Annotated in this window: 10 protein-coding genes, 1 tRNA gene and 1 pseudogene; all 12 read right to left on the reverse strand. The window is 57.8% G+C overall.

Annotated features, from left to right (window positions below):
• Window positions 1-22 precede the first annotated feature (22 nt).
• The 12 genes and pseudogenes from fusA to RIFP1SYM_RS12865 all read right to left on the reverse strand — a co-directional run bounded on the left by fusA (window position 23) and on the right by RIFP1SYM_RS12865 (window position 15,311).
• Window positions 23-2,116 carry an elongation factor G gene (gene fusA / locus RIFP1SYM_RS12810; RefSeq protein ID WP_005965389.1) on the reverse strand — a complete coding sequence of 698 codons (2,094 nt, stop codon included), beginning with the start codon at window positions 2,114-2,116 and terminating at the stop codon, window positions 23-25.
• A gap of 42 nt (window positions 2,117-2,158) precedes the next feature.
• Complete coding sequence (gene rpsG, locus RIFP1SYM_RS12815; protein ID WP_005965390.1) at window positions 2,159-2,629, reverse strand: 30S ribosomal protein S7; 471 nt, start codon at window positions 2,627-2,629, stop codon at window positions 2,159-2,161.
• Window positions 2,630-2,658: 29 nt separating this feature from the next.
• Window positions 2,659-3,033: a 30S ribosomal protein S12 gene (gene rpsL / locus RIFP1SYM_RS12820; protein ID WP_005965391.1), complete on the reverse strand. Its 375-nt coding sequence runs from the start codon at window positions 3,031-3,033 to the stop codon at window positions 2,659-2,661.
• A gap of 271 nt (window positions 3,034-3,304) precedes the next feature.
• Window positions 3,305-7,520 (reverse strand): annotated as a pseudogene (gene rpoC / locus RIFP1SYM_RS12825) (DNA-directed RNA polymerase subunit beta').
• Between the two features lie 15 nt (window positions 7,521-7,535).
• Complete coding sequence (gene rpoB / locus RIFP1SYM_RS12830) at window positions 7,536-11,612, reverse strand: DNA-directed RNA polymerase subunit beta (RefSeq protein WP_005965394.1); 4,077 nt, start codon at window positions 11,610-11,612, stop codon at window positions 7,536-7,538.
• A gap of 195 nt (window positions 11,613-11,807) precedes the next feature.
• The gene (gene rplL / locus RIFP1SYM_RS12835) at window positions 11,808-12,182 is read right to left on the reverse strand and encodes a 50S ribosomal protein L7/L12 (RefSeq protein ID WP_005965396.1); all 375 of its coding nucleotides are present in this window, start codon (window positions 12,180-12,182) and stop codon (window positions 11,808-11,810) included.
• 52 nt (window positions 12,183-12,234) lie between these two features.
• Complete coding sequence (rplJ, locus tag RIFP1SYM_RS12840) at window positions 12,235-12,762, reverse strand: 50S ribosomal protein L10 (RefSeq protein ID WP_006475793.1); 528 nt, start codon at window positions 12,760-12,762, stop codon at window positions 12,235-12,237.
• A 240-nt stretch (window positions 12,763-13,002) separates the two neighbouring features.
• Window positions 13,003-13,698: a 50S ribosomal protein L1 gene (gene rplA, locus RIFP1SYM_RS12845; protein WP_005965398.1), complete on the reverse strand. Its 696-nt coding sequence runs from the start codon at window positions 13,696-13,698 to the stop codon at window positions 13,003-13,005.
• A gap of 3 nt (window positions 13,699-13,701) precedes the next feature.
• Window positions 13,702-14,133 (reverse strand): 50S ribosomal protein L11, encoded by a 432-nt coding sequence (rplK, locus tag RIFP1SYM_RS12850; RefSeq protein WP_005965399.1) that lies wholly within the window; start codon window positions 14,131-14,133, stop codon window positions 13,702-13,704.
• Between the two features lie 157 nt (window positions 14,134-14,290).
• Window positions 14,291-14,824 carry a transcription termination/antitermination protein NusG gene (nusG, locus tag RIFP1SYM_RS12855; RefSeq protein WP_005965401.1) on the reverse strand — a complete coding sequence of 178 codons (534 nt, stop codon included), beginning with the start codon at window positions 14,822-14,824 and terminating at the stop codon, window positions 14,291-14,293.
• Window positions 14,825-14,826: 2 nt separating this feature from the next.
• A complete protein-coding gene (secE, locus tag RIFP1SYM_RS12860; protein WP_005965402.1) occupies window positions 14,827-15,204 on the reverse strand; it encodes a preprotein translocase subunit SecE in 378 nt (125 codons plus the stop codon).
• 31 nt (window positions 15,205-15,235) lie between these two features.
• Window positions 15,236-15,311, reverse strand: a tRNA-Trp gene (locus RIFP1SYM_RS12865).
• Window positions 15,312-15,362: the final 51 nt, after the last annotated feature.

Here is a 15,362-nt window from a genome sequence, read left to right on the forward strand (position 1 = left end):
CAGTTCTTACCCCTATACCCGGTTACTGTTTCTTAATCACGGCGTCGGCGACGTTAGCCGGCACCTCTGCATACTTGGCGAATTCCATACTGTAGGTCGCCCGCCCCTGGGTGGCTGAGCGCAGGTCGGTCGCATAACCGAACATCTCGCCCAACGGCACCTCGGCCTTGATCTGTTTGCCGGCGCCCCCATCCTCCATGCCATGAACGATGCCACGACGACTATTGAGATCGCCCATCACATCACCCATGTACTCTTCCGGCGTCACCACCTCGACCTGCATGACAGGCTCTAGCAGTACAGGCTTGGCATTTTGCACCGCCTCACGCAGGCACATCGAGCCGGCAATCTTAAACGCCATCTCGCTGGAGTCAACGTCGTGGTAGGATCCGTCATACAAGGTGACTTTGATGTCGACCATCGGATAGCCGGCTATTACACCATTCTCCATCGCCTCTTGCACGCCTTTATCGACGGCCGGAATGTATTCACGCGGCACCGAACCACCGACGATCTCGTTTACAAACTCGTAGCCAGCACCAGACTCACGCGGCTCGACACGCAGATAGACATGACCATATTGCCCACGTCCGCCCGACTGCCGCACGAACTTGCCCTCCTGCTCGACCGCACTGCGAATGGTTTCGCGATAAGCGACCTGCGGCGCACCAACATTCGCTTCGACCTTGAACTCGCGCTTCATGCGATCGACGATGATATCGAGGTGCAGCTCACCCATCCCGGCAATAATCGTCTGGCCCGACTCTTCATCAGTGGAGACGCGAAACGAGGGATCTTCCTGCGCCAGCTTCGACAGCGCGACACCCATTTTCTCTTGGTCTGCCTTGGTGCGGGGCTCCACGGCCACCGCGATCACCGGTTCAGGAAATTCCATGCGCTCGAGAGTGACCACCTGCTTGAGATCACACAGGGTATCGCCCGTGGTAACCTGCTTGAGGCCGACTGCTGCCGCAATATCGCCGGCGCGCACCTCTTTTATCTCCTCACGGGAGTTGGCGTGCATCTGCAGGATGCGGCCGATGCGTTCCTTCTTTCCCTTTACCGGATTGAAGACACTATCACCAGACTTCAGCACCCCAGAATAGACCCGGAAAAAGGTCAGCGATCCAACAAAGGGATCGGTTGCAATTTTGAAGGCCAGCGCCGCAAACGGCTCATCATCCGATGCGTGGCGCTCTTCCTCGGTCTCGCCATCATCCAACACGCCACGAATGGCTGGCACGTCGAGCGGCGAGGGCATCAACTCGATTACTTTATCGAGCACCGCCTGAACACCTTTGTTCTTGAATGCGGACCCCAGCGTGACTGGAACGATCTCCAGACTTAGGGTGCGCAGTCGCAGCCCTTCAATGACATCCGCTTCAGAGAGATCACCCTGCTCCAGGTATCTCTCCGTCAACTCTTCGTTGGCCTCGGCAGCCGCCTCAACCATCCGCTCGCGACACTCATTGCAGGTATCGATGAGATCATCCGGAATCGCCGCATAGGTGAAATCCACACCCATGTTATCCTCGCTCCAGACGATCGACTTCATCTTGATCAGGTCGACCAGACCTTCGAAGCCCTCTTCCGCCCCGATCGGCACCTGGATCGGCACCGGATTCGCGCCAAGACGCTTTCCAAGCTGCCCGACGACACGAAAGAAGTCTGCCCCCATGCGATCCATCTTGTTGACGAACGCCATCCGGGGTACGTGGTATTTATTCGCCTGCCGCCAGACCGTCTCTGACTGCGGCTCCACCCCACCGACCGCGCAGAGCACAAACACCGCGCCGTCCAGCACCCTTAAAGAGCGCTCCACCTCAATGGTAAAATCAACGTGCCCAGGGGTATCAATAATGTTAATGCGGTGCTCATCAAACTGCCGAGCCATACCGCGCCAGAAGCAGGTAGTGGCTGCAGAGGTAATGGTTATCCCGCGCTCCTGCTCCTGCTCCATCCAGTCCATTGTGGCCGCGCCATCATGCACTTCACCGATCTTGTGCGAAACACCGGTGTAGTATAGGACGCGCTCGGTCGTCGTCGTCTTACCAGCATCAATGTGCGCCATGATGCCAATATTGCGATAACGCTCGATTGGAGTTTTCCGTGCCACAATAAGACCTGTTTGTAAAAGAGCGAGCAGAAAAAGTTCTGCTTACCAGCGATAGTGCGAGAACGCCTTGTTTGCCTCAGCCATACGATGAGTGTCATCGCGCTTCTTCACCGCGGCACCCTTATTTTCAGAAGCATCCACCAACTCCCCCGCGAGACGCCGAGCCATCGACTTCTCAGAGCGTTTGCGTGCCGCATCGATCAGCCAACGCATCGCCAGCGAATTACGTCGACTCGGACGCACTTCCACCGGAACCTGATAGGTCGCACCACCAACGCGGCGGGACTTAACCTCAACCGCAGGACGAACATTCTCCAGCGCCATCTCCAGCACATCCAGAGGCTCACCACCACGCTTCTCAGACATCTGATCGAGCGCGCCGTAGAGAATCTTCTCGGCGACCGATTTCTTGCCATCAACCATCACCATGTTGATGAACTTCGCCAGCAGTTCACTTCCGAACTTCGGATCAGGAAGGGTCTCGCGCTTGGCTGCTACTCGTCTTCTTGGCATTGCTCTATCTCAACTCAAAATTCAGCTGTTTAGCTTTTGGGCCGCTTGGCACCATACTTGGAACGACCCTGACGTCGACTCTCAACACCGGAGGTATCGAGACTGCCGCGCACCACGTGATAACGCACACCGGGAAGGTCCTTAACACGACCACCACGAATCAGCACCACCGAGTGCTCCTGCAGGTTGTGACCCTCACCACCGATGTAGGTAGTTACCTCGTAGCCATTGGTGAGGCGTACGCGAGCCACCTTACGCAACGCCGAGTTCGGCTTTTTTGGCGTAGTGGTATAAACACGCGTACACACACCACGGCGCTGCGGACACGCCTCCAGGGCCGGCACATTACTCTTCTGGACTTTCCGTTTTCTGGGCTTACGCACCAGCTGGTTAATCGTCGCCATCTACTCCGTCTCCAAGGACGTTGACACTTGCATATCACAAAAACAAAGGAGAAGCCGACACCCACCGGCCGCATTCACAGCACCGGAACGATCGAATTCTCTGGCAATTAACTTCGCCCCAACCACCGCATCCGCGATGAGTTAGCGCGTCAGAAGCGACAGGCCGGCAGAGGCCGACCTGTCACAAAGACGGCGCATTCTATGCACCGTTAGCACGCTTGTCAAGCTTCAGCAAAGAAAGCCTGCTCAAGCCGGCCAAAAGAGGTGCTGATTACTCCACTTCCGGGGTGTTCAGCGCCTCCTTAAAGGCCTGCTCCACCTCTTCCACCACCAGCTCAGGCTTACTCTCCTCCTCCATCGTCGCCTCCATCCGCTTACGACGGCGATCCTTGTGATAGGAGAGGCCGGTACCTGCCGGAATCAAACGACCAACAATGACGTTCTCCTTAAGCCCATTAAGGCTATCGCTGGAGCCACGCACCGCCGCCTCAGTCAGCACTCGCGTGGTCTCCTGGAAGGAGGCCGCCGAGATGAAGGACTCGGTTGCCAGCGAAGCCTTGGTGATGCCCAGCAGGAGCGGCTCATAGAGCGCTGGATGCTTGCCATCTTTACGCAGCTGCTCCGCCTCCTCCAACAGAGAAGCCTTTTCCACCTGCTCGCCCTTGAGGTATTTGCTGTCGCCCGAACTGACGACCTCGACCTTACGCAGCATCTGGCGGATGATCACTTCGATGTGCTTGTCGTTGATCTTCACGCCCTGCAGCCGGTAGACGTCCTGAATCTCCTTGACCAGATATTCGGCAAGGTCAGTTACGCCCTTCAAGCGCAGGATGTCGTGCGAATTGAGCTCGCCGTCGGAGATCACATCGCCCTTCACCACATGCTCACCTTCAAACACGTTGACGTGCCGCCATTTCGGAATCAGCTCTTCATGCTGTTCGCCTTCCGAATCGGTCACCACCAAACGCTGCTTGCCCTTGGTGTCCTTACCAAAACTGACGGTACCGGTAGCTTCGGCGAGGATCGCCTGATCCTTCGGCTTGCGCGCCTCGAACAGATCTGCAACACGCGGCAAACCACCCGTGATATCACGGGTCTTGGATGACTCCTGCGGGAATACGCGCCAACACGTCACCAACGCCCACTGCGGCACCATCCTGCACACCGATAATCGCCTCAGACGGCAGAAAGTAGTGGGCAGGGATGTCGGTGCCAGCGATATTCAGGTCATTGCCTTCGGCATCAACCAGTTTCACCATCGGACGGATATCCTTGCCCGCCGCAGGCCGCTGCTTTGGATCTATGACCACCAGCGAGCTAAGGCCCGTGACATCGTCCACCTGACTCTGCACGGTGACGCCGTCGACGAAGTCGACAAACACCAGGGTGCCCTCCACCTCGGTAATAACCGGGTGAGTATGCGGATCCCAGTTGGCGACGATCTGACCGCCTTCCACCGGCGACTCGTCGGCCACCTGCAGGGTTGCACCGTAGGGCACCTTGTAGCGCTCGCGCTCACGCCCTACCTCATCAACCACGGTCAGCTCACCGGAGCGTGATGTCGCCACCAAGTGCCCTGCCGCATGCTTGACCGTCTTGATGTTGTGCAGCCGTACAGTACCGCCGGTCTTCACCTGAACATTGTTGACTGCCGCAGAACGTGACGCGGCGCCACCGATATGGAAGGTACGCATGGTTAGCTGGGTGCCGGGCTCGCCGATCGACTGGGCAGCGATAACACCAACCGCCTCACCCTGATTCACCCGGTGACCTCGCGCCAGATCTCGACCATAACACTGGGCACAGACACCGACCCGGGCCTTGCAGGTGATGGCAGAACGCACCACTACCTGGTCAATACCAACCCGCTCCAGGGTATCAACCCACTCCTCATCGAGCAGTGTGCCGGCTTCGCAGACCAGCTCATCGCTGCCGGGGCGGTAGAGATCGACGGCGGTTACGCGTCCGAGGATACGCTCGCGCAACGGTTCGACCACATCACCGCCTTCGATGATCGGCTGCATCACCAGCCCCTCTTCGGTGCCGCAATCTTCCTCCAACACCACCATGTCCTGCGCCACATCGACCAGTCGACGCGTCAGGTAACCGGAGTTAGCCGTCTTCAGCGCGGTGTCGGCCAGACCCTTACGTGCGCCATGGGTGGAGATGAAGTACTGCAGTACGTCGAGCCCCTCACGGAAGTTGGCGGTGATCGGCGTCTCAATGATCGAGCCGTCGGGCTTGGCCATCAGGCCTCGCATACCCGCCAGCTGGCGAATCTGGGCAGCGGAACCACGCGCGCCAGAGTCCGCCATCATGTAGACCGAGTTGAAGGAGTCCTGCTCAACCTCGTTGCCCTCATGATCGGTGACCTTCCGCTTGCCGAGCTTGGCCATCATCGCCTTGGCCACCTGGTCATTGGTGTGGGACCAGATATCCACCACCTTGTTGTAGCGCTCGCCGTTGGTCACCAGACCGGAGATGTACTGATTCTCGATCTCCTTGACCTCCTCCTCCGCCCGCGCCAGGATCTCGCTCTTCTCCTCCGGCACCACCATATCATTGGCGCAGAAAGAGACCGCGGCCCGAGTTGCGAAACGGAAACCCATGTACATCAACTGGTCGGCGAACACCACGGTGTCTTTCAGACCGAGGCGACGATAGGAGGCATTGATCAGGTTAGAGATCGCCTTCTTACCCATCGGCTGATCCACCAGCGAGAAGGGCAGCCCGTCGGGCACGATCTCAAATACGATAGCCCGACCAACCGTGCTATCGACGATCGAATATTTTTCACGACGACTGCCATCCTCGCCGATCTCGACCTCACGGATACGCACCTTGACCCGCGCCTGCAGGTCGGCCTGACCAGCATCGTAGGCACGCTTGGCCTCTTCGATATCGGCGAAGGCCATGCCCTCGCCCTTGGCGTTGACCCGCTCGCGGGTCATGAAGTAGAGCCCCAGTACCACGTCCTGAGAAGGCACGATGATCGGGTCGCCGTTGGCCGGAGAGAGGATGTTGTTGGTCGCCATCATCAGGCTGCGCGCCTCGAGCTGCGCCTCCAGCGAGAGTGGCACATGCACCGCCATCTGGTCGCCATCGAAGTCAGCATTGAAGGCGGTACAAACCAGCGGATGCAGGTTGATCGCCTTACCCTCCACCAGCACCGGCTCAAACGCCTGGATGCCGAGACGGTGCAAGGTTGGTGCGCGATTAAGCATCACCGGGTGCTCGCGGATCACCTCTTCGAGGATATCCCAGACCTCGGTGGTGCCGCGCTCTACCAGCTTCTTCGCTGCCTTGATGGTGGTAGCCAGGCCACGCAGCTGCAGCTTGGAGAAGATAAACGGCTTGAATAGTTCCAGCGCCATCTTCTTCGGCAGGCCGCACTGATGCAGCTTGAGGGTCGGGCCGACCACGATGACCGAACGCCCGGAATAGTCGACACGTTTACCCAACAGATTCTGACGAAAGCGCCCCTGCTTGCCCTTGATCATGTCGGCCAGCGACTTCAGCGGACGGCGGTTGGTGCCGGTAATGGCGCGTCCGCGGCGACCGTTGTCGAGCAGCGCATCCACCGACTCCTGCAACATGCGCTTCTCGTTGCGCACGATGATATCGGGGGCATTCAGATCAAGCAGCCGCTTCAGACGATTGTTGCGGTTGATCACCCGACGGTAGAGATCGTTTAGATCGGAGGTGGCAAACCGACCACCATCCAGCGGCACCAGCGGACGCAGCTCCGGCGGCAACACTGGCAGCACGGTCATCACCATCCACTCGGGGCGATTGCCAGACTGATTGAGCGACTCCAGCAGCTTCAGCCGCTTGGTAAACTTCTTGATCTTGGTCTCGGAATTGGTGCCCTCGATATCCTCCCGCAGACGCTTGATCTCCTCCGGGATGTCGATGGTCTTGAGCAGCTCATAGACCGCCTCGGCGCCCATGCGCGCATCAAATTCATCGCCGTTCTCCTCAAGCGCCTCCAGATACTGCTCATCGGTTAGCAGCTGACTGCGCTCCAGCGGCGTCATGCCGGGGTCAACCACGACGAACGACTCAAAGTAGAGCACCCGCTCGATATCGCGTAGCGTCATGTCCATCAGCAGGCCGATACGCGACGGCAACGACTTGAGGAACCAGATGTGCGCCACCGGACTGGCCAGCTCGATGTGGCCCATGCGCTCGCGGCGCACCTTGGCCAGGGTCACTTCAACGCCGCACTTCTCACACACCACGCCACGGTGCTTGAGACGCTTGTACTTGCCGCACAGGCACTCATAGTCACTCACCGGGCCGAAAATCTTGGCGCAAAACAGGCCATCGCGCTCCGGCTTGAAGGTGCGGTAGTTGATGGTCTCTGGCTTCTTTACTTCGCCATAGGACCAGGACCGGATCATGTCAGGGGAGGCCAAACCGATGCGAATTGCATCGAATTCCTCAGTCTGCCCCTGCTGCTTCAGAATGTTCAGAAGATCTTTCAAGGTAGTGACTCCGTATTAGTCCTGTTCCAGTTCAATGTTAATGGCGAGGGAGCGGATCTCCTTGACCAACACATTGAACGATTCCGGCATTCCCGCTTCCATCTGATGATTGCCGTCGACAATATTCTTATACATGCGGGTACGGCCATTGACGTCGTCGGACTTGACCGTGAGCATCTCTTGCAGGGTGTAGGCGGCGCCATAGGCTTCCAACGCCCAAACCTCCATCTCACCGAAGCGCTGACCACCGAACTGCGCCTTACCACCCAGCGGCTGCTGAGTAACCAGGCTGTAGGGACCAGTGGAGCGGGCATGCATCTTGTCGTCCACCAGATGGTTGAGCTTCAGCATGTACATGTAACCAACCGTGACCTGACGCTCGAAGGCGTCGCCGGTACGACCATCGAACAGGGTCAGCTGACCGCTCTGCGGCAGTCCGCCCAGCTCCAGCATGTGGTGGATCTCAGACTCGTGGGCACCATCGAAGACCGGTGTGGCCATCGGCACGCCTTCGCGGAGGTTGCCACATAGCGTCACCACCTCTTCATCGGTGAGGGAGTCGAGATCTTCACGCTTGCCGCTGGTGTTGTAGACCTTATCGAGGAACTCACGCAGCTCGGCGACCTTCGCCTGGGCCTGCAGCATCGCGCCGATCTTGCGCCCGACCCCTTTGGCGGCGAAGCCGAGATGGGTCTCCAGCACCTGACCAACGTTCATGCGCGAGGGCACACCCAGCGGATTGAGCACGATATCGACCGGCTCGCCGTGCTCATCGAACGGCATATCCTCCACCGGCACCACGTTAGAGATAACACCCTTGTTACCATGGCGCCCCGCCATCTTGTCACCGGGCTGAATGCGGCGCTTCAGTGCCACATAGACCTTGACCATCTTCAGCACGCCGGGAGCGAGATCATCGCCGGAAGTGAGCTTGCGCTTCTTCTCCTCGAATTTTTCACGGAACAGCTCACGCTGCGCCTTGATCTGTTCTGCGATCGCTTCAAGCTGCGCCACCGCCTCTTCATTGCGCAGACGGATCTCCAACCACTTATCGCGATCCAGATCAGCGAGGTAGGACTTGGTGACCTTGGCCCCCGCCTTGAGCTGGTTCGGGCCACCCTCGGCGATCTTGCCAAGCAGCATCCGCTCAACACGCTGGAAGGTATCCTCCTCCATGATACGCAGCTGGTCGTCAAGATCCTTGCGCACACTCGCCATTTCCATCTCTTCGATAGACAGGGCGCGGGCGTCCTTCTCCACTCCGTCACGGGTGAAGACCTGCACATCGATAACCGTACCAACCACGCCGGAAGAGACGCGCAGGGAGGTGTCCTTCACGTCTGAGGCCTTCTCGCCAAAGATCGCCCGCAACAGCTTCTCTTCCGGGGTCAGCTGGCTCTCGCCCTTGGGCGTGACCTTGCCGACCAGGATGTCACCCTCTTTCACCTCGGCGCCGATGTAGACGATGCCCGACTCATCCAGCTTGGAGAGTGCCGCCTCGCCCACATTGGGGATATCACCAGTGATCTCCTCCGGGCCCAGTTTGGTGTCGCGGGCCATGCAGGTGAGCTCTTCAATATGGATCGAGGTAAAGCGATCCTCTTCGACAACCCGCTCGGAGATCAAGATCGAGTCCTCGAAGTTGTAGCCGTTCCAGGGCATGAAGGCGACGCGCAGGTTCTGGCCCAGAGCCAGCTCGCCCATGTCGGTGGAGGGGCCGTCGGCCAACACGTCACCGCGGGCGATCGTGTTGCCCACTTTCACCAATGGCCGTTGGTTGATGCAGGTGTTCTGGTTGGAGCGGGTGTACTTGGTAAGGTTGTAAATGTCGACACCCGACTCACCCGCCTCAGTCTCGTCATCATTGACCCGCACCACGATGCGCGCTGCATCGACAGTCTCAATCTCACCGCCACGCTTGGCCACCACGGTCACACCGGAATCAACCGCCACAGTGCGCTCCATACCGGTACCCACCAAGGGCTTTTCTGCACGCAGGGTCGGCACCGCCTGGCGCTGCATGTTGGACCCCATCAAGGCGCGGTTGGCATCATCGTGCTCCAGAAACGGAATCATCGAGGCCGCCACCGAGACGATCTGCTTGGGCGAGACGTCGATGTACTGCACCTTGTCCGCAACGGAGAGGGTGAACTCATTCTGATGACGGGAAGAGACCAAATCATCGGTCAGATTGCCCTCTGCATCGGTCGATGCGCTGGCCTGAGCGATGACATAACGCCCCTCTTCGATAGCCGAGAGATAGTCGATCTGATCAGTCACCTTGCCGCCCACCACCTTGCGGTAAGGGGTCTCGAGAAAACCGTATTTATTGGTTCGGGCATAGACCGCCAACGAGTTGATCAAACCGATGTTGGGGCCTTCCGGGGTCTCGATCGGGCAGACTCGGCCGTAGTGGGTCGGGTGCACGTCGCGAACTTCGAAGCCGGCACGCTCGCGGGCCAAGCCGCCCGGACCCAGTGCCGAGACACGCCTTTTGTGGGTGACCTCGGAGAGCGGGTTATTCTGGTCCATAAACTGGGAGAGCTGGCTGGAACCGAAGAACTCTTTGACCGCTGCCGAGACCGGCTTGGCATTGATCAGCTCCTGCGGCATCAAGCCTTCCGACTCCGCCTGGGTCAGGCGCTCCTTGACTGCACGTTCAACGCGCACCAGGCCAACACGAAACTGGTTCTCCGCCATCTCGCCAACACAACGAATACGGCGGTTGCCGAGGTGATCAATGTCATCCACCACACCATTACCGTTGCGGATGTTGATCAGCTCCTTCAGCACATCGCTGATATCTTCTTTCGACAACACGCCTTCACCCACCGACTCCTCGCGGCCCAGGCGACGGTTAAATTTCATGCGGCCTACTGCGGAGAGATCGTAGCGTTCGGCAGTGAAAAAGAGATTATTGAACAGATTCTGCGCCGCCTCTTTGGTCGGCGGCTCACCCGGACGCATCATCCGGTAGATCTCCACCTGTGCCTCCAGTTCGTTACTGGTGGAATCGATACGCAAAGTATCGGAGATGAAAGGGCCGTGATCGAGGTCGTTGGTGAAGATGGTCTGGATCTTCTTCACGCCCTTCTCGACCAGCAGATCCATCATCTCATCGGTGATCTCAGTATTGGCGTCGGCAAGCAGCTCACCTGTCTCCTTGTCGACCACATTATGGGCCAGGGTGCGCCCGACCATGTATTCGCGAGTCACATCGAGCTTGCTGACACCAGCCTTATCTAGCTGGCGGATATGACGTGCAGTGATACGACGCCCCGCTTCCACGATGACCTCATCACCCACCTTGATGTCGAAGGAGACAGTCTCACCGCGCAGCCGTTCGGGCACCAGATTAACTTTCACTGTGCGCTTGGTCAGGCTGAAGGTGTCGGTCTCGAAAAACATCCCGAGTATCTGCTCGGTATCGTAACCGAGCGCGCGCAACAGAACAGTCGCAGGCAGCTTGCGACGGCGATCGATGCGCACAAACACGTTATCCTTTGGATCGAACTCGAAGTCGAGCCAGGAGCCACGGTAGGGAATCACCCGCGCGGAAAACAGCAGCTTGCCCGAGGAGTGGGTCTTGCCCTTGTCATGGTCGAAGAAGACACCCGGGGAACGATGCAACTGGGAGACGATAACCCGCTCGGTTCCGTTGATGACAAAGGTACCCGTGTCGGTCATCAGGGGCATTTCACCCATGTAGACCTCTTGCTCGCGGATATCCTTGACCACATTGGAACCCGCCGGCGCCTCCTTATCGTAGATCACCAGCCGAACCAGAACCCGAAGAGGGGCAGCATAGGTGGTGCCGCGCAGTTGACACTCGCGGACATCGAAGACCGGCTCACCCAAACGGTAGTTCACATACTCCAGCACTGCATTGCCAGAGTAACTGACAATCGGTAATACTGATTTAAAAGCGGCATGCAAGCCAACATCCTTACGCTTTTCCAGCGGTACACCCTGCTGGAGAAAGTCACGGAAGGATTCGATCTGCGTCGCAAGCAGAAACGGGACGTCGAGAATACTAGTGCGCTTACCGAAGTCTTTGCGGATACGCTTTTTCTCGGTGAAAGAATAGGCCATGCTGCCGCCCTCAGTGTCTTAGGCTAAATGAATGATGCGATACCGGGCTCATGATCCGACTGAGCTCATATTGGCATTCGCCTGTTTGACTTCCTGTCGACCCTGCGTTGAGGATCACGCCGACAAGCGGGAAAAGGCCGGTGGCATTACACCACCAGCCCTTGCCCGGCTCGTTGCAGACTAATACAAGCAGAATTATTTAATCTCTGCCGTGGCGCCTGCCTCTTCAATCTGCTTAACTGCTTCTTCAGCCTCCTCCTTGGAGACGGCTTCCTTCAGCGTGGTAGGCACGCCTTCTACAGCTGCTTTTGCTTCCTTCAGACCCAGACCGGTCATAGCACGCACAGCCTTGATCACAGCGATTTTGTTGCCGCCGAAGTCGGTCAGCACCACGTCGAACTCGGTCTTCTCTTCGGCTGCGGCAGCTTCACCAGCTGCAGCGGGGGCAGCTGCAACAGCGGCAGCAGCAGTCACGCCGAACTTCTCTTCCATCGCTTCGATCAGCGAAACGACGTCCATCACGGACATCTCGGCAATAGCCTCTAGGATCTCTTCTTTAGAAACGGCCATTGGTTAACTCCTAAAATTGAATAGCACAAAAGTTGTAATAACGATAAGTCGATCAGGCCGCCTCTTTGGCGTCCTTGATTGCCGCAACAGTCCGGACCAGCTTGCCGGGCACCTCTTTCATGGTGCGGGCCAGCTTCTCTACCGGAGCCTTCATGACCGCCATCAGCATGCTGATAGCCTGGTCGTAGGTCGGCATCTTGGCGAGGGTCTCCAGCTCAGAGGCAGCCAACAACTGACCACCGATGGAAACCAGCTTCACCTCAAGACGCGCATGCTCCTTGGCAAAGTCCTTAATGACGCGAGCTGCAGCACCCGGATCCTCCTGCGAGAAGGCAAGGACTAACGGACCCGTCAGACCTTCCTGCATGCATTCGAATTCGGTACCTTCCACTGCACGCTTTGCGAGACTGTTCTTGACCACGCGAAGGTAAACACCATTGTCGCGCGCCTGTTTGCGCAACTCGGTCATCTCTTCGACGGTCAGGCCCCGGTACTCTGCGGCAACAGCGGACAAGGCACTGTTTGCTACGTCATTGACCTCGGCGACGATGACTTTTTTCTGCTCGAGATTGAGTGCCAAAGTCGTCACCTCCTGACAACTAGGAGCGGCTAACCGCTCCTGTTTACACATAAACGATGCTTAACACATCGCACTTAAACGCGCACCGTCATCAGGAGAAATCCTGATTCGGGGTGCTCCGCCTGCGCAGGCTTTGATTAAGCACCTTGCGGCACACCTGCGGTCTTTGACGGCACCGCTTTCGCGGCACCCCAAAGCTTGCTGTGAGGCGTCCGCACTGCGAACGCCCCGCCAAACCAATTAGAAAGTCAGACTGGCCTGGTCCACCGTCACCCCCGGACCCATGGTCGAGGAGACGGTAATCTTCTTCATGTAGACACCCTTGGCGGCGCTTGGCTTAGCTTTCACCAAGTCACCCAGCAGTGCCTCAAGGTTCTGCTTCAGCTTATCGCCATCAAAATCTACCTTGCCGATCGTGCAGTGGATGATTCCCGCTTTATCGGTGCGGTAACGCACCTGACCCGCCTTGGCATTGTTCACAGCCTCAGCAACATTGGGGGTCACGGTTCCAACCTTCGGGTTTGGCATCAGACCGCGCGGACCGAGGATCTGACCCAACTGACCGACCACGCGCATCGCGTCGGGACTGGCCACCACCACATCGAAATCCATCATGCCGCCCTTAATCTGCTCTGCCAGGTCTTCCATACCGACAATATCGGCGCCCGCCTCTTTGGCGGCATCTGCATTGGCGCCCTGGGTAAATACAGCAACCCGCACTGTCTTACCGGTACCATGGGGCAACACTGTGGAACCACGCACTACCTGGTCGGACTTACGCGGATCGACACCCAGATTGACGCTGACATCGACGGCCTCTTTAAACTTGACCGAGGAGACCTCTTGCAGCAGGGAGAACGCCTCATCTGCAGCATAGAGCCTGCCGGCCTCGACCTTCTCACGAATCATCTTCGCGCGCTTGCTTAACTTTGCCATGAGTTAGACCCCCTCCACATCAAGACCCATCGCACGGGCACTACCGGCGATGGTACGCACGGCCGCATCCATATCCGCTGCGGTCAGATCGGGCATCTTGGTCTTGGCGATCTCTTCAAGCTGCTCGCGATTCACCTTACCAACCTTGACGCTATTCGGGGTGGCGCTGCCTTTGGCGAGCCCTGCAGCCTTCTTCAACAGCACGGATGCCGGTGGCGTTTTGGTGATAAAGGTAAAGGAACGATCATTATAGACCGTGATCACCACGGGGATCGGCATCCCCTTTTCCATGGACTGAGTCTTGGCGTTAAACGCCTTACAGAACTCCATGATGTTAACGCCGTGCTGGCCCAGAGCCGGACCAACCGGAGGACTCGGGTTTGCCTCACCTGCGGCAACCTGAAGCTTGATATAAGCTTCGATTTTTTTAGCCATGATTTACCTCACTATGGGTGCAAGCGCCCGGAACTCTCATCCAGGCTCCCCTACATAAATTTGAGTAGTGAATTTCGCGCGCGGAGTTGTCATGAGTCGCAGCGAAGTTGCCATCCAACTCACAACCATGCCCCACAACACAAAACCCAAAAAGACGTCAGCCCTTTTCGACCTGCCCGAACTCCAAATCCACAGGAGTGGAGCGCCCAAAGATCAGAACAGAAACCTTGAGGCGGCTTTTTTCGTAGTCGACTTCCTCAACCACGCCACTGAAATCATTGAAGGGACCATCAACAACACGCACCACCTCACCCGGCTCAAACAGCACCTTCGGACGCGGCTTCTCGACCCCCTCCTGCACACGCTGCAGAATCGCATCGGCTTCCTTGTCGGTAATTGGCGCCGGGCGATCGCCGGTACCGCCAATAAACCCAAGCACCTTGGGCACATCTTTGACCAGATGCCAGGTCTCGTCGGTCATCTCCATCTGTACCAACACATAACCCGGGAAGAACTTCCGCTCACTCTTGCGCTGCTGCCCGGCGCGCATCTCCACCACCTCTTCGGTGGGCACGAGAACCTCGCCAAACTTGTCTTCCATTCCAAAACGAGCGACGCGCTCCTTCAGCGAACGCTGAACCTGCGCTTCGAACCCGGAATAGGCATGCACCACATACCAACGCATCGCCATGATCAGCCTCCGGTAAGGGTGCGCAACACCCAACCCAGCATCATGTCAAACATCCAGAGCACAAAACCCATAATCAGCACCATTACGAAGACGATCAGGGTTGTCTGCACTGTCTCCTGACGACTTGGCCAGACCACCCTGCGAACCTCGACCTTGGAATCTGAGGCGAACTGCCAGACAGTGCGCCCCACCGTAGTCTGATAGGCGATCGCTACCGCAACCCCCACCACGAGCAGCATCCCAAGCACACGCAGCAACTGAGAATGGGCATCGAAATAGTAAAAACCAAGGATCGCCGCAACGATAAGACCAGCCGCCAGCAGCAGCTTGACCGTATCTAACGAAGAACCTTCAGCAGGAGAACTGGCGTTCGTATTCAACAGGTAAGACCCACAAGATATGCCATAAAAATGGCAGGCCAGGAGGGACTCGAACCCCCAACCTGCGGTTTTGGAGACCGCTGCTCTACCAATTGAGCCACTGGCCTAGAAACAGATGACCGGACGACCCTGCCCAGCCCTCCTAAAGACCAAAGCGA

It is taken from the genome of endosymbiont of Riftia pachyptila (vent Ph05) (assembly GCF_000224455.1).
Lineage (GTDB): Bacteria > Pseudomonadota > Gammaproteobacteria > Chromatiales > Chromatiaceae > Endoriftia > Endoriftia persephonae.